General features: G+C 62.5%; 23 protein-coding genes and 1 tRNA gene. 16 read left to right on the top strand and 8 right to left on the bottom strand.

What is annotated here, in order from left to right:
• Positions 1–31: 31 nt before the first annotated feature.
• Positions 32–1,453, bottom strand: coding sequence for a protein adenylyltransferase SelO (locus CFR79_RS02410; RefSeq protein WP_110546818.1), 1,422 nt, complete (start codon positions 1,451–1,453; stop codon positions 32–34).
• Between the two features lie 31 nt (positions 1,454–1,484).
• Entirely contained in the window at positions 1,485–2,540 is a 1,056-nt protein-coding gene (locus CFR79_RS02405; protein WP_110546817.1) for an enoyl-CoA hydratase/isomerase family protein, read from the bottom strand.
• 123 nt (positions 2,541–2,663) lie between these two features.
• On the opposite strand from CFR79_RS02405, the gene CFR79_RS02400 reads away from it, so the two are divergent.
• From CFR79_RS02400 to CFR79_RS02380, 5 genes are all read left to right on the top strand, one after another.
• Positions 2,664–3,158 carry a flavin reductase gene (locus CFR79_RS02400; protein WP_102324981.1) on the top strand — a complete coding sequence of 165 codons (495 nt, stop codon included), beginning with the start codon at positions 2,664–2,666 and terminating at the stop codon, positions 3,156–3,158.
• 81 nt (positions 3,159–3,239) lie between these two features.
• Positions 3,240–3,380: a hypothetical protein gene (locus CFR79_RS02395; protein WP_243705181.1), complete on the top strand. Its 141-nt coding sequence runs from the start codon at positions 3,240–3,242 to the stop codon at positions 3,378–3,380.
• A 62-nt stretch (positions 3,381–3,442) separates the two neighbouring features.
• Entirely contained in the window at positions 3,443–3,940 is a 498-nt protein-coding gene (locus CFR79_RS02390) for a Fur family transcriptional regulator (RefSeq protein ID WP_243705182.1), read from the top strand.
• A gap of 40 nt (positions 3,941–3,980) precedes the next feature.
• A complete protein-coding gene (locus CFR79_RS02385; RefSeq protein ID WP_110546816.1) occupies positions 3,981–4,517 on the top strand; it encodes a hypothetical protein in 537 nt (178 codons plus the stop codon).
• A 45-nt stretch (positions 4,518–4,562) separates the two neighbouring features.
• A complete protein-coding gene (locus CFR79_RS02380) occupies positions 4,563–5,978 on the top strand; it encodes a sugar porter family MFS transporter (protein WP_110546815.1) in 1,416 nt (471 codons plus the stop codon).
• Between the two features lie 42 nt (positions 5,979–6,020).
• Here CFR79_RS02380 and CFR79_RS02375 read toward each other — a convergent pair whose 3' ends face one another.
• The 4 genes from CFR79_RS02375 to trpB form a co-directional block, all read right to left on the bottom strand.
• The gene (locus tag CFR79_RS02375; RefSeq protein ID WP_110546814.1) at positions 6,021–7,343 is read right to left on the bottom strand and encodes a bifunctional folylpolyglutamate synthase/dihydrofolate synthase; all 1,323 of its coding nucleotides are present in this window, start codon (positions 7,341–7,343) and stop codon (positions 6,021–6,023) included.
• Positions 7,344–7,362: 19 nt separating this feature from the next.
• Positions 7,363–8,229 (bottom strand): acetyl-CoA carboxylase, carboxyltransferase subunit beta, encoded by an 867-nt coding sequence (accD, locus tag CFR79_RS02370; RefSeq protein WP_102324986.1) that lies wholly within the window; start codon positions 8,227–8,229, stop codon positions 7,363–7,365.
• A 71-nt stretch (positions 8,230–8,300) separates the two neighbouring features.
• Positions 8,301–9,125 (bottom strand): tryptophan synthase subunit alpha, encoded by an 825-nt coding sequence (gene trpA / locus CFR79_RS02365; protein WP_110546813.1) that lies wholly within the window; start codon positions 9,123–9,125, stop codon positions 8,301–8,303.
• Complete coding sequence (trpB, locus tag CFR79_RS02360; RefSeq protein WP_102324988.1) at positions 9,122–10,351, bottom strand: tryptophan synthase subunit beta; 1,230 nt, start codon at positions 10,349–10,351, stop codon at positions 9,122–9,124. Before trpB ends, trpA begins: the two co-directional genes overlap by 4 nt.
• A 196-nt stretch (positions 10,352–10,547) precedes the next feature.
• Here trpB and CFR79_RS02355 point away from each other — a divergent pair, with 196 nt between their 5' ends.
• Positions 10,548–11,516: a magnesium transporter CorA family protein gene (locus CFR79_RS02355; protein WP_102324989.1), complete on the top strand. Its 969-nt coding sequence runs from the start codon at positions 10,548–10,550 to the stop codon at positions 11,514–11,516.
• 461 nt (positions 11,517–11,977) lie between these two features.
• Complete coding sequence (gene rho, locus CFR79_RS02350; RefSeq protein ID WP_102324990.1) at positions 11,978–13,288, top strand: transcription termination factor Rho; 1,311 nt, start codon at positions 11,978–11,980, stop codon at positions 13,286–13,288.
• 85 nt (positions 13,289–13,373) lie between these two features.
• On the opposite strand, the gene CFR79_RS02345 is transcribed toward rho, so the two are convergent.
• Positions 13,374–14,345, bottom strand: a complete 972-nt coding sequence (locus tag CFR79_RS02345; protein ID WP_110546812.1) for a quinone oxidoreductase family protein — start codon at positions 14,343–14,345, stop codon at positions 13,374–13,376.
• Positions 14,346–14,379: 34 nt separating this feature from the next.
• Positions 14,380–14,832 carry a methylated-DNA--[protein]-cysteine S-methyltransferase gene (locus tag CFR79_RS02340; protein WP_110546811.1) on the bottom strand — a complete coding sequence of 151 codons (453 nt, stop codon included), beginning with the start codon at positions 14,830–14,832 and terminating at the stop codon, positions 14,380–14,382.
• 99 nt (positions 14,833–14,931) lie between these two features.
• Between CFR79_RS02340 and mnmE the strand changes: the two genes are divergently transcribed.
• The 9 genes from mnmE (at position 14,932) to rsmD (ending at position 22,886) form a co-directional block, all read left to right on the top strand.
• Complete coding sequence (mnmE, locus tag CFR79_RS02335) at positions 14,932–16,239, top strand: tRNA uridine-5-carboxymethylaminomethyl(34) synthesis GTPase MnmE (RefSeq protein WP_110546870.1); 1,308 nt, start codon at positions 14,932–14,934, stop codon at positions 16,237–16,239.
• A 12-nt stretch (positions 16,240–16,251) separates the two neighbouring features.
• A complete protein-coding gene (mnmG, locus tag CFR79_RS02330) occupies positions 16,252–18,123 on the top strand; it encodes a tRNA uridine-5-carboxymethylaminomethyl(34) synthesis enzyme MnmG (protein WP_110546810.1) in 1,872 nt (623 codons plus the stop codon).
• Between the two features lie 26 nt (positions 18,124–18,149).
• Positions 18,150–18,749, top strand: a complete 600-nt coding sequence (rsmG, locus tag CFR79_RS02325; protein ID WP_110546809.1) for a 16S rRNA (guanine(527)-N(7))-methyltransferase RsmG — start codon at positions 18,150–18,152, stop codon at positions 18,747–18,749.
• Positions 18,742–19,566 carry a ParA family protein gene (locus tag CFR79_RS02320; RefSeq protein ID WP_110546808.1) on the top strand — a complete coding sequence of 275 codons (825 nt, stop codon included), beginning with the start codon at positions 18,742–18,744 and terminating at the stop codon, positions 19,564–19,566. The genes rsmG and CFR79_RS02320 overlap by 8 nt, the downstream gene beginning before the upstream one ends.
• Positions 19,566–20,468 (top strand): ParB/RepB/Spo0J family partition protein, encoded by a 903-nt coding sequence (locus CFR79_RS02315; protein ID WP_102324996.1) that lies wholly within the window; start codon positions 19,566–19,568, stop codon positions 20,466–20,468. The genes CFR79_RS02320 and CFR79_RS02315 overlap by 1 nt, the downstream gene beginning before the upstream one ends.
• Before the next feature lie 83 nt (positions 20,469–20,551).
• A tRNA-Lys gene (locus CFR79_RS02310) sits at positions 20,552–20,627 on the top strand.
• Positions 20,628–20,797: 170 nt separating this feature from the next.
• Positions 20,798–21,538: a gamma-glutamyl-gamma-aminobutyrate hydrolase family protein gene (locus CFR79_RS02305; protein ID WP_110546807.1), complete on the top strand. Its 741-nt coding sequence runs from the start codon at positions 20,798–20,800 to the stop codon at positions 21,536–21,538.
• Positions 21,535–22,311, top strand: a complete 777-nt coding sequence (locus tag CFR79_RS02300) for a pseudouridine synthase (protein WP_102324998.1) — start codon at positions 21,535–21,537, stop codon at positions 22,309–22,311. The genes CFR79_RS02305 and CFR79_RS02300 overlap by 4 nt, the downstream gene beginning before the upstream one ends.
• Positions 22,311–22,886, top strand: a complete 576-nt coding sequence (gene rsmD / locus CFR79_RS02295; RefSeq protein ID WP_110546806.1) for a 16S rRNA (guanine(966)-N(2))-methyltransferase RsmD — start codon at positions 22,311–22,313, stop codon at positions 22,884–22,886. Before CFR79_RS02300 ends, rsmD begins: the two co-directional genes overlap by 1 nt.
• The last annotated feature ends 12 nt before the right edge of the window (positions 22,887–22,898 follow it).

Here is a 22,898-nt window from a genome sequence, read left to right as displayed (position 1 = left end):
GATCTGGTTCCCTGCATGGGGCCGCCCCGCCCTAGCGGGGCGGGGTGTGCAGGGCGGCTTTCGTGCTGGCGATCCGGTCCAGGGTCGCATGCAGGCGGGACCAGTCATCCATGGCGGCGATGGGCTGCCAGATGGCTTCCACCGTTTCAACGGCCATCATGGCCGGCGCCGCATTGCCAAAATATGAATGCGACAGGTCGATGCCCGCCGCGGGCTCATGCTGCATGATCCGGTCATGCACCGGCCGGAAACTGTCCTGTGCATAAAAGTCTCCACGCGGCCCTTCTGTCGCGCGTTTCTGGCTTTCGGGGCCACCATACCAGTCAAAAAACGGAAGTTCAAATCCAATCTGGCTTTCATCCATGAAAGAGAACAGATATTCCCGCAGTTCCATGGAGGATTTTCTTGAACTCTCTTTCAGTCCCAATCTTTTAAGGACTGTAATATCAAGGAATCTTTCATACCGTTCCCAGAACTTGTCAAAAATACTTTGTATCTTCTCAAGCGTGGAAAAAGGCAGCAGGCACTCCCCCAGCCGCGCCACGTTCCACGTCATCGCCTCTGGCTGGCGGCCATATGAATACAGGCCGGAGTGATCAAAATAGGCGGCGGTAAAACGGGGATCAAAACTGGGCAGGAACCGCCAGGGACCGTAATCGAAGCTTTCCCCGGTAATATTGATGTTATCGGTATTGAGCACGCCATGGACAAAGCCCGCCGCCATCCACTGGGCCGTCATTTCCGCCATGCGCAGGGTTGCAGCATCATACAGGGCCGCAGCAGGGTCGGCAGCGCCGGTCAGTTGGGGGTAATAGGTCTCGATCACATAGGCCACCAGCCGTTCCATGCTGGCCCGGTCATCCTGCGCCATCAGGCGCTGGAAGGTGCCGATGCGGATATGGGAATGGCTGAGCCGGGCCAGCACGCATGACCGCGTGGGCGAAGGTTCATCGCCACGATGAAGCTGTTCGCCGGTTTCAATCACGCTGAGCGTGCGGGAAGTCCGCACCCCCAGCGCATCCAGATGCTCACTGGCCAGGATTTCCCGCATGCCGCCTTTCAGCGTCAGGCGGCCATCGCCGCCGCGTGACCAGGGCGTGGTGCCGCTGCCCTTGGTGCCGATATCGAGAAGGCGGCCATCCACCGCATCCATAAGCTGCGCAAACAGGAAGCCGCGCCCGTCTCCCAGATCGGGATTGTAGGAACGGAACTGGTGCCCGTGATAGCGCAGCGCCAGCGGGTGCGGCAGCGAACCGGGCAGCGGGTCGAAATATCCGAAATGGCGCGTCCACTCCGTATCATCGAGCGTATCGAGACCGATGCGCGGCGATACGTCGTCATTGCGGTAGCGCAGGATATGGGCCGGGAAGTCGGCGGCCTTCACCACATCGTAGAATTCATCGCCCAGCCTGCCGTGATGGGTGGCGGGTGCGTATCTGTCTGAAAATGGCATTTCTATATACTTTATGTGTGATAATAAATTATTACGTAACCGTATCACAAAGCGGCAGGTCGAGCGAAACGGGCGCCCTGCCCTGCATGCAGTCGGTCACTTCGCGGGTGGATACGGCGGCGGGATTGTCGGGTGTCCAGCGTGGGGCATTGTCCTTGTCAATCAGGCGTGCACGCACGCCTTCGGCAAAGTCGGGACGGCGCAGGAGGTGGTAGATCAGGTGGAATTCCTGCTCCAGCACGCTGTCCAGATCGGGCAGCCTGCGTGCAGCATGATACGCCGCAAAGGTAACGTACAGCGAAAAGGGACTGGCGCGGTTCAGCGCCATCAGGTCCGCCTGCGCCCACTCCGCCGGGTGCGTGTGCAGCCTGCGCATGATTTGTGGCACGTCCGGCGCATCATAGACCGCTGCGATATCCGCAATATCCGGCGCGGATGGCAGGGCCGGACAGGGGGGCAGACTGTCCACTACCCTGCCCGCGGGCTGGTGGATGAGCGCGTCAGCCAGCGTATCGAGCATGCCGGAATGGGCCTGACGGTCCGCAAACCCGGCATCAAGGGCGGCGGTGGCGTTCATGTATCCGCCCGTCAGCGCAAGGCGTAGCCCGCTCAGGCCCGGCGCGCGCGACAGCAGGTATGATCCGCCCGCATCAGGTGTCAGCGCAATGCCGGTTTCAGGCATGGCGAGGCACGACCGTTCGGTCACGATCCGGTAGCGGGCATGACCGCCCAGCCCGATCCCGCCGCCCATGGCGATACCGTCCATGAAGGATACGACCGGCTTCGGATACCCCGCCAGAAGGGATGCCAGCCGGTAGGTACGGCAGAATGGCTCGGCTGCCGCCATGGGACCATCGGTTTCAAGGCGGTGGAGGATGGCGCGGATATCCCCGCCCGCGCAGAAGGCCCTGGGGCTGGTGCTGTCCAGCAGTACGGTTGTGATGGCGGGATCATGCCGCCACGCCTGCAGGCGGGCGGTGATGTGGGTGATCATGTCGATGTTGAGGGCATTGAGTGCGCCCGGCCGGTTGAGCGTGATGCGCCCCAGTCCGCCCGTGTGGCGTATGTGGATCAGTTCAGGGTCCATACCATGGCTCCTTATGCGGTTTGCGGTATTCAACCGGCCTAGAATGCGCTACCCCGGCTACCGTCCGGCGTCACGGCTGCGTGCGGACCGACAGGCATGCAACAGCGACTGAGGCAGAGTATCATGGGAGTTGACGCCCTTACCTTCCGTAACGCCATGGCGCGGCTGGGCGCGGCGGTAAATGTTGTCACTACCGGAACACTGGATGATCCGGCGGGTTTTACGGCTTCCGCCGTCTGTTCGGTAACGGATACGCCACCGACCGTACTGGCCTGCCTGAACCGTAATTCGCGCGTGCGGGATCGCTTCCGCGTGGATGCGGCCATGTGCATCAACGTGCTCGCGGCCGAGCAGATGGACATATCGGGCGTATTCGCCAGCCCGCTTGAGCAGGCCGAACGTTTCCGTTCCGGTCACTGGACCACGCTTACGACCGGTGCGCCCGTGCTGGAGGAAGCGATCCTGTCGCTCGATTGCCGGATTGAACGCATTGTGGAGGTCGGCACCCACAGCGTCATGTTCGGTGCCGTGGAAAGCGTGCGCACCAGCGGCCCGCGTGGCGGACTGGTCTATTTCAACCGTACCTACCACATGCTGCCCCACGCGACGGAAGAATAGCCACCGCGCCGCGCGTTAAGGAAAAATCCAGTCTTTTGCCCCATGAAAGGTCCGATGGACCGAAACGGGAGCACGGACACGATGGACAGGACGCCAGACAGGACAACCATGCGCGCGGGGCGGGTTCCTGTCTTGACGCTGCGCAGGCTGATCTGGATACATGCTGGGCTTGCCCTTTTCGTGGTACTGATTGCCATGTGGGTGGATTACCTGCCGGACTGATTCCCGCTCCTGTACAGGCGTGCGGGCGGATATGCCGGCAACCGGACACAGGAGCATCGGCAGTGGCCCGCACGAAACAGATGGCCCGGACTGCGTCCCCGGCGGGGATGGAAGCACTGCTCGATCAGGCGGCTTCCCTGTGTCAGGCGCGCTCCGTACGGCTGACGGACATACGCAGGCTGGCGCTGGGGCTGGTGCTGGCGTCCGACCGGCCGCTGGGGGCCTATGAACTGCTGGAACAGATCCGTATCAGCCGGGGCAGACCGGTCGCCCCGCCCACGGTGTACCGGGCGCTGGATTTCCTGCTGGAACAGGGGCTGATCCACAAGATCGAACGTCTTTCCGCCTTTGTCGGCTGCCGGCACATGCTTGAATCCGGCCACGCCTGTCACGGGCACGTGCATGCGGCGCAGTTCCTGATCTGCAGCCAGTGCGGGCGTGTTACGGAACTGGATGATCCCCATATCGTCAGGGCGCTGCTTGAAGTGACGCGCGCGCGCGGTTTTTCGGTCCGGCAGACCACGATCGAGGCCGAAGGGATATGCGCCGCCTGCGCCTGAACGGGTAGGAGCGGTTTACCGGCATGGATGGGGCAGGGGCATGGCGCAACGGCGAAAAGGCGGGATGGCTGAACTGCCGTTTGCGCCCATGCCGCGCAAACGTCGGCAGCGCAGGCCCCCTCCGTCCCTTCCGGCTTCCCCAACCATAGGTCCGTCCATACCCCAGTCCGACCTGTTCACCGGTGCCCGTACCGCCACACGGCACGTGCTGACCTACCTTGATACGGTCAGTCTCGGGCTGGGGATCGTGAACATGCGCAGCCTGCGTGGCGATGACGGGCCGGATGGCTATCTGTACCATGTGACGACCCGGACGGAGCTGGAAACGATACAGGCCCGGGGCACGGTCCTGTTCTCGGCCCGTGCGCCGCTGGTGCTGACGGAACGCAATGGCGTGCCCGCATGGCTTGCGGACATGATGGACATCACGGAACCCGATGGCGGGCAGGGGGATGTGCCGGTCATTTTCCGCGTGAAACGCTTTGCCATCGATGGCCTGGTGGAAAATGATCCTGACCGGACACGGCGCTATGGTGTATCGTTCTATCTCCTGACCGGCGTGGCCGGGCAGGACTGAACATAATTTCCGGCAACAATAAAAATCATTACAGGACCGGCCCCCATGGGAAATCCATCCGAGACAACTGGATCTGATTCCACGCGACTGCGTACCCTTATTATCGGCTGCCTCGCCGCGCTGGCGGGGCTTATGGCGGGACTGGATATCGGCGTCATATCCGGTGCGCTGGACCTGCTGGCGCGGACTTTCCACGCCTCTACCCTGCAGCAGGAATGGATTGTCAGTTCCATGATGGCAGGCGCCGCCATAGGCTCGCTGTGCGGGGGGTGGATGTCGCACCAGATCGGGCGCAAGCATGCGCTGCTGGTCGGTGCGCTGGTATTCGTGGCGGGATCGCTGGCCTGCGCGCTGGCATGGTCGATCCCGTCCATGATCGTGGGGCGGCTGGTCATGGGGCTGGCCATCGGGGTGGCGGCCTTTACCGCGCCCCTCTACCTGTCCGAGATCGCAAGCGAGCAGGCGCGTGGCGCCATGATCTCGACCTACCAGCTCATGATCACGGCTGGCATTTTCATAGCCTTTCTCAGCAACACCATGTTCAGCTATTCCGGCAACTGGCGCGGCATGTTCGCGGTTGCCGCCGTGCCCGGCGTGCTGTTCCTGATTGGTGTGCTGTTCCTGCCCTACAGCCCGCGCTGGCTCATGATGCGGGGCCGCCGCAGCGAAGCGCTACAGGTGCTTGAAGACCTGCGTGACGACCACAGCGTCGCCATGCAGGAAATACAGAATATCAGCCGCCAGCTTCAGATGAAGCAGCGTGGCTGGAGCCTGCTGCGCCATAACGGCAATTTCCGCCGCTCCATCTTTCTGGGCATGGCGTTGCAGGTCATGCAGCAGCTCGCCGGGGTGAACGTGGTCATGTACTACGCGCCCAAGATCTTCGCGCTGGCGGGTTATGTAGGGCCTGCGCAGCTATGGTGTACGGCCATGGTGGGGCTGGTGAACATGCTGGCCACGTTCATCGCCATTGGCCTGGTCGATCGCTGGGGACGCAAGCCGATCCTGTATACCGGCTTCATTATCATGGCGATCGGGATGGGTTTCCTCGGGCTCATGCTGAACCGTCCCGTTCTGGGGCAGACGGAACAGATCATCTCGGTTTTCATGCTGCTGATCTATATTTCCGGCTTCGCCATGTCCGCCGGGCCGCTGATGTGGGTCCTGTGTTCGGAGGTGCAGCCGCTGCAGGGACGTGACCTTGGCATTTCCATTTCCACCCTGACGAACTGGGTCGCCAACATGATCGTGGGGGCCAGCTTCCTGTCGCTGCTGCAATGGATGGGCAATGGCCCGACCTTCTGGCTGTTTGCCGGGCTCAACCTGTTTTTCGTGCTGGTGACATGGCGCTTCGTTCCCGAAACACGCGACATGTCGCTTGAAAAGATCGAACAGCGCCTGATGGCGGGCCTGCCGCTGCGTGAAATCGGGCAGGGCGATCCGTTGCCCGACTCCCGGTAATATCTGTCCGGCAGCCTGCATCGCAGGCTGCCGGGGTGCCTGTCAGCCTGCCTGCCAGCCATCCTGCTGCAGGGCGACACCCGCCAGATACAGGCTGCCGCATATGATGACGCGCGCGGGTGGTGCGTCCGGCGGTGCGGTACGGGTCAGGCTGGCCAGTGCTTCGCGCAATGTGGGGCCTGCCGTCGCCTTGCCGTTCGATGCCGCGATGATGTCGGCCACAGGCTGTGCCAGATGCTGGTCTTTTTCCGCCACGGCCTGCACGCTGGTCGCGCGGGTCAGGAGCGGGGCAAGAAAGCCGGTAGCATCCTTGGTCTGTTTCATGCCAATGACCAGATGGGTGGGCCGGTCAGGCCACGCATCCATCACCTGTGCCAGCACTTCGCCCGCGCCGGGGTTATGCCCGCCATCCAGCCACAGTTCCCAGCCTGTCGGCAGCATGGCGGCAAGCTGGCCGTCCAGTCGCTGCATGCGCGCGGGCCAGCGCGCATGCGCAATGCCGCCCCATGCCTGCTGCGGCAGGGGCAGGTCACTGGCGCGCAGGGTCGCCAGCGCCAGTCCTGCATTGTCGATCTGGTGGGCGCCACGCAGGCCGGGCAGGGGCAGGTCCAGCGTGCCGCGCGCATCGCGGTAGAGCAGGCCGGACCCATCCGCAGTGGCTTCCACGGACCATTCATGGTCGCGCCGCCAGAGCGGGGCTGCGTTTTCACGTGCCGTGCTGATCAGGACATCCATGACTTCGGAGGGCTGGCGGCCCGTGGCGACAGGCACGCCCGGTTTGATGATCCCCGCCTTTTCGCCCGCGATGGCGGCGAGCGTGTCGCCCAGAAACGCCTCATGATCCATGGAGATGGCGGTAATCGCGCATGCTGCGGGCTGCCGCAGCACGTTGGTGGCGTCACAACGCCCGCCCAGTCCCACTTCCACAATGGTCAGGTCCGCCGGGTGGCGCGCGCACAGCACGAAGCCTGCTGCCGTCAGGACTTCGAACACCGTAATCGGCGCACCGTCATTGACCCGTTCTATCTCTTCCAGAACCGCGGTCAGTTCGCTTTCGCCTACGATTTCACCCGCGATGCGGAAGCGTTCGGTCACATGGACCAGATGGGGCGATGTCAGGACATGGACCCGCCATCCGCCCGCTTCGGCAATGGCGCGCATGAGGGCGCAGGTGCTGCCCTTGCCATTGGTGCCGGCCACATGGACCACCGGCGGCAGGTGCCGCTCCGGATGACCGAGGCGCGCCAGCAGCGTTTCCAGCCGTGTCAGGGACAGGTCGATCAGGGCCGGATACAGGCGGTTCAGCCGTTCGAGTATCTGCCCCGCCCGACCGACGAATTCGGGCCCGAGGGTCCGTGCGCTCATGCTGGTATCCTGCCCGGGTTCAGGCGGCGGGACGGGCGATATGGCGGAAGTTGAGCTGCCCGATCAACTGCGCCAGAACGGTCCGCAGGTCGGCGCGCTTCACCACCATGTCGAGCATGCCGTGATCGAGCAGGTATTCCGCGCGCTGGAAGCCTTCGGGCAGCTTTTCGCGCACGGTATCCTCGATCACGCGCTGGCCCGCGAAGCCGATCAGCGCATTGGGTTCGGCAATCTGGACATCGCCCAGCATGGCGAAGGATGCGGAAACGCCGCCCGTGGTCGGGTTAGTCAGAACCACAAGATAGGGCAGGCCCGCTTCCTTGAGCATTTCCACCGCGACCGTGGTACGCGGCATCTGCATGAGGCTGATCATGCCTTCCTGCATGCGTGCGCCGCCCGATGCGGTAAAGACGATCAGGGGGGACTGCTGGAGGATGGCCAGACGGGCTGCGGCAAGAAAGGCCTCGCCCAATGCCGCACCCATCGTCCCGGCGATGAACTCGAACGCCATCACGGCCACGACCGCGTTCTGGCCGCCGATCAGGCCATGGGCAACCACCATGGATTCATCAAGGTGGGATTTGGCGCGCTCATCCTTCAGGCGGTCCGTATAACGCTTGCGATCACGGAAGGAGAGGGGGTCCACAGGCACCTTGGGCAGTTCGATACGGGTATATTCGCCGTTATCGAATGTCCATTCCAGCCGTTCGGCTACGCTGGCGCGCATGTGGTGGCCACAGTGCGGGCACACGTTCAGCGCCTTGTGCAGGTCCTTGGTCAGGATCATCTGCTCGCACGATTCGCAGTTGGTCCACAGGTTGTCCGGCACTTCCCGCTTGAGCAGGCCACGGATCTTGGGACGGACGTATTCGGTCAGCCAGCTCATATTGCCTCTCCCTCAGATAGTCTGGGCGCCTGTTCAATACAGGCAGATGAACGATTGGGCCAGATTGTCATTTATTTCCGCACGTCATGCACCGCATCCGCCAGCGCGCGCAACTGTTCCAGTACCGCGGGCACGGTGCGGCTGGTGGCCTGTCCTGCCGCGTCCAGCGTGCCTTCAAGCGTGTTGAGCAGGGCGGAGGCCACAACGGCGGCATCCGCCACGCGCACGGCGTTTGCCGCAAGTTCGGGTGTGCGGATGCCAAAGCCGATGGCGATGGGCAGGTCGGTCGCCCGGCGCAGGCGGGGCAGGGCCTGCGCCAGTTCATCGGTGCTGGCGGTGCGCGTGCCGGTCACGCCGGTAATGCTGACGTAATAGACGAAGCCGGATGCGCCGCTGAACACGACGGGCAGGCGTTCATCGGGCGTGGTGGGGGCGACCAGCCGGATGATGTCCAGCCCGGCCTGTGCCGCGGGCGCGCCGAGCAGGTCGGCTTCTTCCGGCGGCAGGTCAACCACGATCAGCCCGTCCACGCCCGCCTTCTTCGCATCCACGCAGAAGCGTTCCGGCCCGTAAGCCTCGATCGGGTTGGCATAGCCCATCAGGATGATCGGGGTTTCGTCATCATCCGCGCGGAAGGCCGCGATCATTTCCAGCACGCGCTTCATGGTGGAGCCACCCTTCAGCCCGCGCAGGGCGGCCTTCTGGATGGTCGGGCCATCGGCGGACGGATCGGAGAAGGGAACGCCAACCTCGATCAGGTCGGCGCCCGCCGCGGGCATGCCGCGCAGGATGGCCAGCGCGGTATCGTAATCCGGGTCACAGGCTTCCACATACGGGATCAGGGCGCCACGGCCCTGCTGACGCAGGGTGGCGAAGCGGCGGGCGATGCGGCTCACAGTTTCACTCCCAGATGTTCGGCAACGGTGAAGATGTCCTTGTCCCCCCGCCCGGAAATGTTGACCACGAGGATTTTGTCCTTCGCCATGTCTGGCGCGATCTTGGCGGCGTAGGCGATGGCATGCGCACTTTCCAGTGCCGGGATGATGCCCTCGGTACGGGTACAGAGCTGGAAGGCGTCCAGCGCCTCCTGATCGGTGGCGCCCACGTAATCCGCGCGTCCGATGTCATTGAGCCATGAATGTTCGGGGCCGACACCGGGGTAATCCAGTCCGGCGCTGATGGAATGGGCTTCCGTGATCTGGCCGTCCCCATCCTGCAGCAGATAGGTGCGGTTGCCATGCAGCACGCCCGGCTTGCCCCGTTCGATGGATGCGGCAGTACGCCCGCTGTCCAGGCCGCAGCCCGCGGCTTCCACGCCGATCAGCCTGACATCGGGATCATCAAGGAAGGGATGGAAAATCCCCATGGCGTTGGAACCGCCCCCGATGGCCGCAACGATCGCATCAGGCAGGCGGCCTTCGGCGGCCATGATCTGTTCTTTGGTTTCCACGCCGATGATGGACTGGAAATCACGCACCATCTGCGGATAGGGGTGCGGCCCCGCGACCGTGCCGACAAGGAAATAGGTATCATGCACGTTGGTCACCCAGTCGCGCATGGCCTCGTTCATCGCATCCTTCAGCGTGCCCGCACCGGCAGTGACGGGCACGACCTCGGCCCCCAGCAGGCGCATGCGGAAGACATTGGGCTTCTGCCGCTCGACATCGGTGGCGCCCATGTAGATCGCGCATTTCATGCCGAACAGCGCGCATACGGTGGCGGTGGCCACACCATGCTGGCCTGCGCCGGTTTCGGCTACGATGCGGGTGCGGCCCATGCGGCGGGCCAGCAGGATCTGCCCCATGACGTTGTTGAGCTTGTGGGAACCGGTGTGGTTCAGTTCCTCGCGCTTCATGTAGATTTTCGCGCCGCCCAGTGCGTCGGTCATGCGGCGGGCGAACCACAGCGGGCTGGGACGGCCTACGTAATCTTTCAGGTAGTAATCCAGTTCGCGCCGGAATTCGGGGTCCGCCTGCGCGGCCGTGTAGGCGGCGTCCAGTTCCAGCAGCAGCGGCATCAGGGTTTCGGCGACGAAACGACCGCCAAAAATTCCAAAACGCCCGCGGCCGTCGGGACCGCTGCGCAGGCTGTTGGCGCCTGCCTGTGTATCTGTTGCGCTCAACTTCGCTACTCCGCAGGAAATTAGGTGCGTGGCTCTGTAGTCGTGAATGCAGCCGTCCCGGGCCGCGTATCTGGCGGTTCTGGACCGGATGGCGACAAAATACCAGCCCCCACGGCGTGCGGGCGACATGTCATGATTTGACATGTTTGCTGCCGCATGATGGATGGACACCGTCGGAACCTAAGAAAGACAGCCCATGTTTCTAGCGCATCGCCCCGGCAGCCCGGCCCAGACCGTGACCACGCCAGCCGACGGGACGGGAGCCGCGTGGCTGGACCTGCTCAATCCCACCGAGGAGGAGGAAGCCCTTGCCGCCCAGGTGACCGGCCTGCGCATTCCCACCCGCGCCCAGCTTGACGAGATCGAGAGTTCATCGCGCCTGTTCATGGAAGGGGACGCCGTCTATCTGTCGACCCCGCTGGTGCGCAAGACGCCCGATGACTTTTTTGTTTCCCCCGTGGGCTTCGTGCTCATGAAGGACCGGCTGCTGACCATCCGCTATACCGGGTTCAGCGCGTTTGACGTGGTGGCCCGGCAGGTGGCGAACCAGAGCACGGCGCTGGGCGCAAACGAGGCGGGCATACTGCTGCTGGAAGCGATCGTTGACCGGCTGGCGGATATTCTGGAGCATCTGGGCCAGGCGCTCGATGGCATGTCGCGCGATGTGTTCCAGTCCGAGGAACCGGGGCAGGCGCAGGCGGGCACCCTGCTGCGCAACATGCTGCGCCGGGTGGGCCGGTCGGGGGATCTGGGATCGTCCGTGCGTGACAGCCTGCTGGGGCTGGAGCGTATTTCGATCTTTCTGGGCGAGAACAAGCGCCATGACCTGTCCGACCGGTTGCAGGCGCGGCTGGGTACGGTGGAACGCGATATCCGTTCCCTGAATGATTTCGTGTCACAGACCGCCAACAAGGTGCAGTTCCTGCTGGATGCGACGCTGGGTTTCATCAGCATCGAGCAGAATAACGGCATGAAGATACTGACCGTGGTCAGCTTCATCGGTGTCGCCCCGACACTGGTGGCTGGTATTTACGGCATGAATTTTCACGACATACCGGAACTGAACTGGAAATACGGTTACTGGTATTCGCTGGGACTGATGGCGGCGACCGTCATACTGCCCCTGCTGTGGTTCTGGCGGCGTGGCTGGCTGGGGAAACAGTAATATCAAGTAATGGTGGCAACGCGGATGCCGGAATGTGTGCCGATTCGGCTGTTCCGGTAGTATAAACCCGGCATCTGCCATTCCGCTACTGGTGGCAGGGTCTTCCATGTCCCGCCACGTCGGGTTGCCATGGTGCCTGAAATTGTATCAGGTCATTGAAAAGTAACGTTTTGTCAGGGGATGGTAGCCGGATGCCATTTCCCTTTCGTCACGGGCTGCCCCCGCAGGTCCATTCGTGCCGTATGCAGGCCGGACTTGACGGGAAGGGAACCATGGGCTTATGATCGGGTTGTTCCACACGGCATATCCTGCCTGTACGGAATCCCCGCCTTAATCAGTCAAGCAGCATCAACCGTTTCGTCAGAATATGGTCAAGGCTCAGCGCCCGGCGCGTCCCTTGTCAACTGATCGCTGGCTTCTGTTTTCCCTTCGTGAACTGCCCACTTATAGGCATATCCTGCATGCAACTCGCCGAACTCAAGGCCAAATCCCCAGCAGACCTTCTGGCTTATGCTGAAAGTCTGAACATTGAAAACGCATCATCTCTTCGCAAGCAGGAGCTGATGTTCACGATCCTCAAGACGCTGGCCGACAACGATCAGGCCATCTATGGGGACGGCACGCTTGAAATCCTGTCTGACGGATTTGGTTTCCTCCGCTCGCCAGAGGCCAATTACCTGCCCGGACCGGATGATATCTACATTTCCCCCAGCCAGGTCCGGCGTTTCGGCCTGCGCACCGGTGATACGGTTGAAGGCCAGATCCGCGCGCCGCGTGATGGGGAGCGGTATTTCGCCCTGCTCAAGGTCAATGCGATCAATTTCGAACCGCCCGAGGCGGTGCGCCAGCGGATCAATTTCGATAACCTGACGCCACTTTATCCCGAACGCCGCCTGCAGATGGAAGTCGAGAACTCGACTGTAGGCGGTGCGGCTGAGCCCCCCGTCAATGGCAAGGGGAAGGGCAAGACCCCGAACCGCGATTTCACGTCCCGCGTGATCGATCTGGTCTCCCCCATCGGCATGGGTCAGCGCGCGCTGATCGTCGCCCCGCCGCGTACCGGTAAAACCGTGATGCTGCAGAGCATCGCGTCCTCCATCGCCGCGAACCATCCCGAAGTCTTCCTGATCGTGCTGCTGATTGACGAGCGGCCGGAAGAAGTGACGGATATGGCGCGTTCCGTGCGGGGCGAAGTCGTTTCCTCCACATTTGACGAACCTGCGACCCGCCATGTGCAGGTGACGGAAATGGTGCTGGAAAAGGCCAAGCGTCTGGTCGAGCACAAGCGCGATGTCGTGATCCTGCTGGATTCGATCACGCGACTGGCCCGTGCGTACAACACCGTTGTGCCTTCATCGGGCAAGGTGCTGACGGGTGGTGTGGACGCCAATGCGCTGCAGCGTCCCAAGCGCTTCTTTGGTGCGGCCCGTAACATTGAGGAAGGGGGATCGCTGACCATTATCGCAACCGCCCTGATCGATACCGGCAGCCGTATGGATGAAGTCATCTTTGAAGAGTTCAAGGGCACCGGTAACTCGGAACTGATCCTTGACCGCAAGCTGGCTGACAAGCGCACATTCCCCGCCATCGACATCACCAAGAGCGGTACCCGTAAGGAAGAACTGCTGGTGGATCGTGCCGATCTGGCCAAGATGTGGGTGCTGCGTCGTATCCTTGCCCCGATGGGCACGATGGATGCGATGGACTTCCTGTTGGACAAGCTGAAATACAGCAAGAGCAATCACGATTTCTTCGATGCGATGAATACCTGATCATCGCGCGATTGCGAAAAATGCAGAAAACCCCGGCTGAAAGGCCGGGGTTTTTTATTGTCCTATCCTGTTTTCAAACAACCTGTCAGGGGATCAGGATTGTGCTGCCGGTGGTTTTGCGGGATTCCAGCGCAATATGCGCCTGTGCGGCATCGCGCAGGGGGAAACGCTGTCCGATATGGGGTTTGATTACGCCTTTTTTCACCAGTGAAAACATCTCCCTCGCCGCATGGAGCAGGGCAGGCCGCCGCGCGATATAGGTCATGAGCAGGGGACGGGTCAGGTACAGGCTGCCATGGGCTGCCAGCGTACCCACGTCTACGCCGGTGACAGCGCCCGACGCGTTGCCATAACTGACCATCAACCCGCGCGGTGCCAGACAGGACAGGCTGGTTTCAAACGTAGCCTTGCCGATGCTGTCATAAACCACGGGCAGCATGCGGCCCGCAGTCAGGTCGCTGACCCGTTCCTTAAGCCGGTCCGTGCCGATAATGACATCCGTTGCACCATTGGCCTGCGCCAGTTGCGCCTTCTCTTCCGTGGAGACGATACCGATGATACGCGCGCCCAGATGCCGTGCCCACTGGCACATGAGCAGCCCCACGCCCCCTGCGGCGGCGTAGACCAGTATGTCATCGCCGGGCTGCACGCGATAAACCTCACGCAGCAGCATGTGCACGCTCAGTCCGCGCAGCATGATGGCAGCCGCCGTGCTGGTTGCGATGTCATCGGGCAGGGTAACAACCTTATCCGCTGCGATCGTGCGGAACGTGGCATAGGCGCCCGGTGTGGCGGGGTAGGCGACGCGCATACCCGGCGAGAGATCTTCCACCCCGGGGCCAACCGCTGTTACGGTGCCAGCACCTTCCATGCCCGGGATGCCGGGCAGGGAGGGGAATTTGTACAGGCCGCTGCGGAAATAGGTATCGATGAAATTGACACCGATGGCTTCCTGCCGCAGTACGATTTCACCAGCGGCCGGGGTGGGAACGGGCTGTGTTTCCACTGCCAGCACATCCGGGCCTCCGTATTCGTGGACGCGGATAACGGTATTCATGGCGGACCTTCCGTTATTATTGCACGGTCATTCTTTATCTTGATGAGGCAGGAAGTGTTTCAAGGTCCTGCAGGAACTGCCGGTCGCGTGCGCCTTCATCGCCGGGATAGGTTTCAGGGTCGTAGTCCGTACAATCCGTGAAATCGATGCGATGGCAGGGGATCAGGATGGGAATGGGATTTTCAGTGCAGGCGCTCAGGATGCTTTCGGGTGTTACTCCGGCCTGACGTGCCGCTTCCTGCCAGTGAACCTGCTGGCCTGCGGGAATGGTGCGGATGAACTTCCATGCGGCAAGCTGTTCGTCCGTGCCATAAGGGGCCAGTGGCAGATCGCATAGCGAAAGTTCGCCGTCGAAATACGCATCCAGCCAGGCGCGGGCGGCCAGCAGGACCGGTGTTTCCTCCTGATCGCGACCCCAGCCCCAGTCCAGGGCGACAATCTGCTCATCTTCCGCCGAGACGGTCAGGGGGGCCAGTGGCGAGTGCATTGAAAGTTGTGGCATGAGTCACCTTGATCAGGACAAAGAGGTGAACGATAACGCCGTTCCCGGGACGGACAAAATGATGATGCGATGACGGAGATGTTTATGCAGGAACGTGATGGACATCCGCCGGTCATTTTTGCGCTGGCCAGCGGGCTGTCCCGTGCCGCCATTGCGGTGATGCGCCTGAGCGGGGCGGGAACGGGCAGGATTGTCGAAAGCCTGACCGGACGGTTGCCTGCGCCACGCCGGGCTTCGTTGCGGGGGCTGTGGCGGCGCGATGGGGCGGAACCTGTCCTGCTGGACCGGGCGCTGGTGCTCTGGTTTCCCGGACCCGACAGCTATACGGGTGAAGACAGTGCCGAACTGCACCTGCATGCGGGGCCTGCGGTTATCAATGCCGTTGCCGATACGCTGGTGGCTCTCGGCGCCCGCCCGGCGGAACCGGGGGAGTTCACCCGCCGGGCCTTTGCCCATGGGCGGATGGATCTTATGCAGGCGGAAGGCATAGCCGACCTGATCGATGCCGAAACCGAAGCCCAGCGCCAGCAGGCGCTGGCGCAGGTTGATGGGGCGCAGAGCCAGTTGTACCAGAAATGGGCGGACAGGCTGCGTACGTTCCTGGCGCATCAGGAAGCACTGATCGACTTCCCCGATGAAGAACTGCCACCGGAAGTTGAACAGGGGCTGCTGGACGGAATGCGTGTATTGCATGACACCATGCAGACCTATCTGGCCGAAGGGGCGGGGGCCGAGCGGCTACGGCGCGGACTGGTCTTTGCGATTGTGGGGGAACCCAATGTTGGCAAATCCAGCCTGCTGAATGCGCTGGCGGGGCGGGATGCCGCGATCGTTTCCTCCCGTGCGGGGACCACCCGCGACGCGATCGAGGTGCGCATGGTGCTGGGTGATGTGCCGGTAACGCTGGTCGATACCGCCGGACTGCGTGAAACGGATGATGAGATCGAGGCTGAAGGGGTCCGGCGTTCACTGTTTCACGTGAAACAGGCTGACTGTGTGGTGCAGGTTTTTACCGGAGATGTGGTGCCCGAACCGGTAGAAGGGAATAGCCTGCTGGTATGTAACAAGACAGACCTGTATCATGCGCCTGAAGGCACGATTGGCATCAGTGTACTCACCCATTCCGGCATGGATGTGTTAAGGACCGTTCTGGCTGACAGGGTGCGCGCGCTGACATCGGGCCGGGCTGCTGCACCTTTTACCCGCGCGCGTCATCGTGCGGCGCTGGAGGAAACGGTGCATCATATCGGGCGGGCGCTTGATATGAACTGGCCGGAAATGCGTGGGGAAGAAATGCGGCTGGCCATGCGGGCGCTGGGCCGCCTGACGGGGGCCGTGGATGTGGAAGCCCTTCTGGATACGGTGTTTGGCCAGTTCTGTATTGGCAAGTAGGAGCAAGACTGGATGAATCGCGCATATGATGTGATCGTCGTCGGTGGGGGGCATGCGGGATGTGAAGCCGCCGCTGCCGCTGCACGTACGGGCGCACGCACAATGCTGCTGACGCATCGGCGCGAGACCATTGGCATCATGTCCTGCAATCCGGCCATAGGCGGGATCGGCAAGGGACATCTGGTGCGCGAGATCGATGCGCTGGATGGGCTGATGGGCATTGCCGCCGATCGGGCCGGGATTCATTTCAAACTTCTCAACCGGTCCAAGGGGGCGGCCGTGCATGGCCCCCGTGCGCAGGCAGACCGGACACTGTACCGGCAGGCCATACAGGATCTGCTGGCCGCGACCGATGGACTTGATATTGTCGAAGGGGCAGCGGCTGACCTGCTGACGGATGCGCAGGGACAGGTTGAAGGTATCATCTGCGAGGACGGGCGCAGCTTTTCATCCGGTGCCGTCGTGCTGGCGACCGGCACGTTCCTGCGGGGCACCATCCATGTCGGGCATGACAGCCAGCCTGCGGGGCGGGTAGGGGATCGTCCCGCCAATGCGCTGGGCACGCGACTGGAGGCGCTAGGGCTGCGGATGGGGCGGCTCAAGACGGGAACGCCTGCGCGCATCGCGCGCGACAGCATCGACTGGGACAGCCTGCCTGAAGACCGTGGGGATGCGGTGCCCGAACCATTCAGCCGCATGACGGATGGTATCGCCAATCCCATGGTATCCTGCCGCATCACGGCCACTACGCCGCTTACGCATGAGATCATACGCGAAAACCTTCAGCTTTCGGCTCTGTATGGCGGGGCGATATCGGGGCGTGGGCCACGCTACTGCCCGTCGATCGAAGATAAGGTCGTACGCTTTGCCCAGCGCGAATCCCATCAGATCTTTCTGGAGCCGGAAGGGCTGCCAGGTAATCCGGAGGGAAATCTGGTCTATCCCAACGGTATTTCCACCAGCCTGCCCGAACATGTACAGCTTGAAATGCTGCGCAGCATTCCGGGGCTGGAAAACTGCCGCATCGTCCGGCCGGGCTACGCAGTGGAATATGATTATGTGGACCCGCGCGAACTGGCCCCCACACTGGAACTGAAAAACATGCCCGGCCTGTTTCTGGCGGGTCAGATCAATGGCACCACCGGTTATGAGGAAGCTGGCGCGCAGGGCCTGATTGCAGGTGTGAACGCCGCCCGGCATGCGGCGGGGCAGGCGGGTGTTACCCTCGATCGTGGCGATGCCTATATCGGTGTGATGATTGACGACCTGACAACGCAGGGCGTGTCCGAACCCTACCGCATGTTCACATCCCGCGCGGAATATCGCCTGACCCTGCGCGCGGATAATGCGGACCTGCGCCTGACGCCGCGCGGGCTGGAATGGGGATGCGTCGGGACGGCGCGTGCTGTCCGTTTTCAATCCGATTGTACCGCGATTGATGTGGCGACCACCCGGGCCCGCAATGAAACTTACGGCACCGATGTCCTGCGCAAGGCAGGTGTGAATGTCTCGGCAGACGGGCGGGCACGTTCGCTTCTGGATGTGCTGGCGACGGATGCGTCACCTGAAACGATTGTGGGGATTGCGCCGTGGTTTGCTGAACTCTCCCCCCGCGTAGCCCAGCATCTGACGACGGAAGCCCGCTATAGCGGTTATATCTCCCGTCAGGACCGCGAGATCCGCCAGTTGGCTACCGAAGGAAAAATCACCCTGCCGACTGATCTCGATTATGGTCGGGTTGGTGGCCTGAGTACGGAAATGCAGGAACGGCTTGCACGGGTGCGGCCCGTAACATTTGGGGCGGCGCAGCGTATTCCGGGAATCACGCCTTCCGCCCTTGTCGCGTTGCTCGCACATATCCGTCAGAAGCAGGTGACGGCATGAGCGGCCCGGCTACCCTCGCGCCCGATATGGCCGATGTTTCACGTGAAACACGCGACCGGCTGGAAAAATATGCGGATATCCTGCTGCGCTGGAACCAGCGTATCAATCTGGTTTCCCCGCACGACCTGCCGCATTTGTGGTCGCGGCATATAGCCGATAGTCTGCAGCTTGCCGGACAGATACCGCCCGGCGGTACAAGGCTTGTGGATATGGGATCGGGCGGCGGTTTTCCGGGGCTGGTGATCGCATGTGCTACGGATGCGCAGGTTACCCTTATTGAGTCGGACCAGCGCAAGGCCGCCTTCCTGCGCGAAGCCGCGCGGGTGGTGGGCGTGCAGGTGAGTGTCTGCGCCCGGCGTCTGGAAGTGGCGGATGTGCCCCCCGCGCAGGTGGTGACAGCCCGCGCCCTTGCCCCGCTGTCGCGCCTGCTGGAATGGGGCGCGCGCTTCCTTCAGCCCGATGGGTTCTGCCTGTTTTTGAAAGGACGGAATGCCGAAGCGGAATTGACGACAGCCCGTGCCGGTTGGCACATGGCGACAACCCGGATTCCAAGCCGTACAGATACGGATGGTGTGATTCTAAAATTGAGCGATATCAGGCGTGTCAGAGACCATAACAATGAATGAGACGGGAAGTCAGACAGCATCTTCCCCCCGCATTATCGCGCTGGCCAACCAGAAGGGCGGCGTTGGCAAGACAACGACAGCCATCAACCTGGCTGCGGCCCTGGCAACTTCCGGGCTGAAGGTTCTGCTGGTTGACATGGACCCGCAGGGCAATGCCTCCACCGGTCTTGGGGTGGGGTATGATGCCCGGCGCAGTGGCACCTATGCCATGCTGGAAGATGGCGCACGCGCCACGGCTGTGGTGCAGGCCAGCGAACTGCCCGGCCTGTCCCTCATCGCGGCGGATACGGAACTGGCTGCGGCCGAACTGGAACTGGTCATGGCCGACCGGCGCGAATATCGCCTGCGCGATGCACTGGCCCAGATCGGCGCGGATTATGATGCCATCCTGATTGATTGCCCGCCCAGCCTTGGCCTGCTTACACTGAATGCCCTTGTAGCGGCGCAGTCCGTGATCGTGCCGCTGCAATGCGAATTCTTTGCGCTGGAAGGGATCAGCCAGTTGGTACGCACCGTCAACAGCGTGCGGCAGTCGCTCAACCCGGCGCTGAAGCTCGATGGTATCGTGCTGACCATGTATGACCGGCGCAACAACCTGTCCGAACTGGTGGCCGATGATGCGCGCAGCTTTTTCGGTGATAAGGTGATGGACACGCTGATCCCCCGCAATATCCGCATCTCCGAGGCACAGAGCCACGGCCAGCCGGTCATGAATTATGACAGCCGTTCGTCGGGCAGTCAGGCCTATCAGGCTCTGGCGGCCGAAGTATCGGACCGTCTGGCCCTGCGCGGGACACGAAAAGGGAAGGCACGCTGATGAAAACCAGGAAGGATGCGGCCCGTCCCCGTCTTGGGCGGGGGCTGGCGGCGCTGCTGGGCGAACAGGTCAACATGCTTCCTGCCGCCCCTGCGGTCGAAGGGCGCAGGAGCGGTGGTGAGATCATTTCCAGCCTGCCGGTGGACGTGCTGGAACCCAGCCCCTTCCAGCCGCGTCAGCAGATGGAACCCGGCGCACTGGATGAACTGGCCAGTTCCATCCGCGTGCGTGGTGTGCTGCAACCCATTCTGGTACGCCCCCATCCGCAGCGTAATGGTGTCTACCAGATCATCGCGGGTGAACGTCGCTGGCGTGCCTCCCAGATTGCGGGACTGCATGACGTGCCGGTTCATATCCGCGCACTGGACGATGGCGATGCGATGGCCGCGGCGCTGGTGGAAAATCTTCAGCGCGCGGACCTCAATGCCATCGAGGAAGCGGAGGGCCTTCAGCGGCTGCTGGATGATTACGAGCTGACGCAGGATGAACTGGCCAGCGCCATTGGCAAGTCGCGTCCACATGTGGCGAATATGGTGCGTCTGCTCCAGTTGCCGCCACCCGTGCGCGACGCGGTGCGGCATCGGGGGCTGTCGGCGGGGCATGCCCGTGCCCTTCTGGCGCATGCCGATCCGGTTGCCGCCCTGAAGGTTGTGCTGGGGCAGGGGCTGAATGTCCGCCAGACGGAAGCTCTGGCCAAACAGCATGAACGCAAGGCAGCCGCCACGCGGGAGAAGGCGGAAAAAAGCGCCCGTAATCCCGAAATCACGTCGCTGGAGCGCGAGCTTACGGCCCGGCTTGGGGTAAAGGTCCAGATCACGTTTGATGGCAAGGGGGGCAGCATAAAAATCGATTACCGTTCGCTGGAACAGTTCGATGGCCTGCTGCGTCTCCTGCAACAGTAGAAAATTCAAAAAAATTCAAAAACCCCCTTGTCAGGCAGTAAGATAGGCTGCTAGAAGCCCTCTCACCCAAGCGGTAACCCTGTGGGCGCATAGCTCAGTTGGTAGAGCAGCTGACTCTTAATCAGCGGGTCCAAGGTTCGAGCCCTTGTGCGCCCACCATAGGGTTTAATAAGGTTACAGAAGTCCCCATCAAGGCTCCGCCGGTGGGGATTTTTTGTGTCATGTCCGCGCGGTCGTCCGCTTTGCGGCACGGTTCTGGTCAGGCGGCAGGGGAAGGGCAGCATGGCATACCCATTCCCTTCGGCCCCATATTCATCTAGGCAGACGGGATGAACGCCCACCGTCCCCTGATTGGTGTCACACTGGACAGCGAACAGCCATCCGTTGATGGACAGCCCGGCTATTCGCGCTTTCCATGGTACGCCATCCGCCAGAATTATATGGATATGATTGCCGAATGCGGCGGATTGCCGGTTGCCCTCGCGCATGATCCTGATCTGGCGACGGCGCTGGTCGCACGGCTGGACGGGCTGGTCGTAACCGGTGGCGCCTTTGATGTGCCTCCCGATCTGTACGGGGCGGCGGACCAGCATGCTACGGTCCAGACAAAGCCACGGCGCACTCTGGCGGAAACGGCGCTGGTCCATGCCGCACTGGCGCGTGGCATACCGGTGCTGGGCATATGTGGTGGCATGCAGTTGCTTGGCGTGCTGCTGGGCGGCACGCTGGTGCAGCATATTCCCGATACCTATCCCGCTGCACTGCCGCATGAGCAGCCTAATCCCCGCAATCAGCCGGGGCATGATGTCGCCATCGTGGCAGGCACACGTCTAGCCCGGCTGGTGGGTCAGGACAGGCTGCCGGTCAATTCCGCGCATCATCAGGCCGTGGCGGATGCGGGGCGGGGGGTTATTTGTGCTACGGCCCCCGATGGAGTGGTGGAGGCGATTGAACTGCCCGACCATCCATTCTGTATCGGGGTGCAGTGGCATCCTGAATTTGGCATATCGACAGGGGACCGTCTCCTGTTCGAAGGGTTGATCGACGCTGCGAGGCAGACAGGAACATGACACAGGATAATTCCACGCCATCCGCAACCGCGCGCGGCGACCGTATCGCCAAGTGGCTGGCCCGTTCCGGCGTGGCCAGCCGGCGTGATGCGGAACGCATGATTGCCGAGGGCAGGGTGCGCCTGAACGGTGCGGTCGTGACCCACCCCGCCACCTTTGTCGATGCCGCCGATATCGTGCAGGTGGACCAGAACGTGGTCAGCGCTCCCGACCGTACTCGGCTGTGGCGCTATCACAAGCCCGACGGGCTGGTCACCACGCATCGCGACCCGGAAGACCGTCCCACCGTGTTCGATTCCCTGCCGCCGGGTCTGCCGCGCGTCATCAGTGTCGGGCGTCTCGACCTGAACAGCGAGGGACTGCTGCTGCTGACCAATGACGGTGAACTGGCCCGCAGGCTGGAACTGCCCAGCAATGGCTGGATACGGCATTACCGTGTGCGTGTTTTTGGCGTGGTGGACGAACGCATGCTGGCCTCCCTTGCAAAGGGGAGTGAGTTCGAGGGCGTACGCTATGGCCCGATCGAAGCGCATCTGGATTCCAGCAGGGGTGACAATGCGTGGCTGACCGTCTCCCTGCGTGAAGGCAAGAACCGCGAAATCCGTAAGGTCATGCGTGGGCTGAACCTGCATGTCAGCCGCCTGATCCGTACCTCTTACGGGCCTTTCCAGCTTGGCACGCTGTCGCGTGGCGAACTGGAGGAAGTGACCGGCAAGGTAATCCGTGAACAGGTTCCCGGCCTTGTGGGCGGCAAGACGTCGCGCCGGGCGTAATGCGGATCATCGCGGGAGAATGCCGGGGCCGCAGCCTGCACGCGCCGCCGGGACAGACAACACGCCCCACGGCTGATCGGGTCAGGCAGGCCCTGTTCGACAGTCTGTCCCACGCGCCGTGGGCGGGAGCGGACATGATCCGGGGTGCGCGCGTGCTGGACGGATTCGCCGGAACGGGCGCGCTGGGGCTGGAAGCCCTGTCACGCGGAGCCGGTGCCGCGATTTTTGTGGAACAGGACCGGGCTGCGCTTCGCGCGCTGCGCGAGAACGTCACGGCATGTGGTATGTCCGGGCGGGCCGTGATCCGCGCGATGGACATGCTGCGCCTGCCGCCCTGCGATCAGGTGGGACCTGTGGATCTGGTTTTCCTTGATCCCCCCTATAACCGTGACCTGCCCGCACGCGCGCTGGCCGTGCTGGAGCGCGGCGGATGGCTGCGGCCCTCGACGCTTATTGTCGTGGAGACTGCGGCGACCGAGTCCCTTCCGGTTGCGGCCGAGCGGCTGTTGCTTGAACGGCGGCACGGGGCTGCGCGGCTGTCCGTGTGGCGGCATGAATCAGGTGCTGCCGCGTAATTCATTGCCGTA

It is taken from the genome of Komagataeibacter saccharivorans, assembly GCF_003207825.1.
GTDB classification, from domain to species: domain Bacteria; phylum Pseudomonadota; class Alphaproteobacteria; order Acetobacterales; family Acetobacteraceae; genus Komagataeibacter; species Komagataeibacter saccharivorans.
Note: the sequence above shows the minus strand (reverse complement) of the source record. Positions and strands in the feature narration are given on the sequence as shown.

Coding starts and splice junctions, on each gene's coding strand:
- CFR79_RS02410 (WP_110546818.1), bottom strand. CDS start 1,453: ATGCCATTTTCAGACAGATACGCACCCGCCACCCATCACGGCAGGCTG.
- CFR79_RS02405 (WP_110546817.1), bottom strand. CDS start 2,540: ATGGACCCTGAACTGATCCACATACGCCACACGGGCGGACTGGGGCGC.
- CFR79_RS02400 (WP_102324981.1), top strand. CDS start 2,664: ATGGGAGTTGACGCCCTTACCTTCCGTAACGCCATGGCGCGGCTGGGC.
- CFR79_RS02395 (WP_243705181.1), top strand. CDS start 3,240: ATGGACAGGACGCCAGACAGGACAACCATGCGCGCGGGGCGGGTTCCT.
- CFR79_RS02385 (WP_110546816.1), top strand. CDS start 3,981: ATGGCGCAACGGCGAAAAGGCGGGATGGCTGAACTGCCGTTTGCGCCC.
- CFR79_RS02380 (WP_110546815.1), top strand. CDS start 4,563: ATGGGAAATCCATCCGAGACAACTGGATCTGATTCCACGCGACTGCGT.
- CFR79_RS02375 (WP_110546814.1), bottom strand. CDS start 7,343: ATGAGCGCACGGACCCTCGGGCCCGAATTCGTCGGTCGGGCGGGGCAG.
- accD (WP_102324986.1), bottom strand. CDS start 8,229: ATGAGCTGGCTGACCGAATACGTCCGTCCCAAGATCCGTGGCCTGCTC.
- CFR79_RS02355 (WP_102324989.1), top strand. CDS start 10,548: ATGTTTCTAGCGCATCGCCCCGGCAGCCCGGCCCAGACCGTGACCACG.
- rho (WP_102324990.1), top strand. CDS start 11,978: ATGCAACTCGCCGAACTCAAGGCCAAATCCCCAGCAGACCTTCTGGCT.
- CFR79_RS02345 (WP_110546812.1), bottom strand. CDS start 14,345: ATGAATACCGTTATCCGCGTCCACGAATACGGAGGCCCGGATGTGCTG.
- CFR79_RS02340 (WP_110546811.1), bottom strand. CDS start 14,832: ATGCACTCGCCACTGGCCCCCCTGACCGTCTCGGCGGAAGATGAGCAG.
- mnmE (WP_110546870.1), top strand. CDS start 14,932: ATGCAGGAACGTGATGGACATCCGCCGGTCATTTTTGCGCTGGCCAGC.
- mnmG (WP_110546810.1), top strand. CDS start 16,252: ATGAATCGCGCATATGATGTGATCGTCGTCGGTGGGGGGCATGCGGGA.
- rsmG (WP_110546809.1), top strand. CDS start 18,150: ATGGCCGATGTTTCACGTGAAACACGCGACCGGCTGGAAAAATATGCG.
- CFR79_RS02320 (WP_110546808.1), top strand. CDS start 18,742: ATGAATGAGACGGGAAGTCAGACAGCATCTTCCCCCCGCATTATCGCG.
- CFR79_RS02315 (WP_102324996.1), top strand. CDS start 19,566: ATGAAAACCAGGAAGGATGCGGCCCGTCCCCGTCTTGGGCGGGGGCTG.
- CFR79_RS02305 (WP_110546807.1), top strand. CDS start 20,798: ATGAACGCCCACCGTCCCCTGATTGGTGTCACACTGGACAGCGAACAG.
- CFR79_RS02300 (WP_102324998.1), top strand. CDS start 21,535: ATGACACAGGATAATTCCACGCCATCCGCAACCGCGCGCGGCGACCGT.
- rsmD (WP_110546806.1), top strand. CDS start 22,311: ATGCGGATCATCGCGGGAGAATGCCGGGGCCGCAGCCTGCACGCGCCG.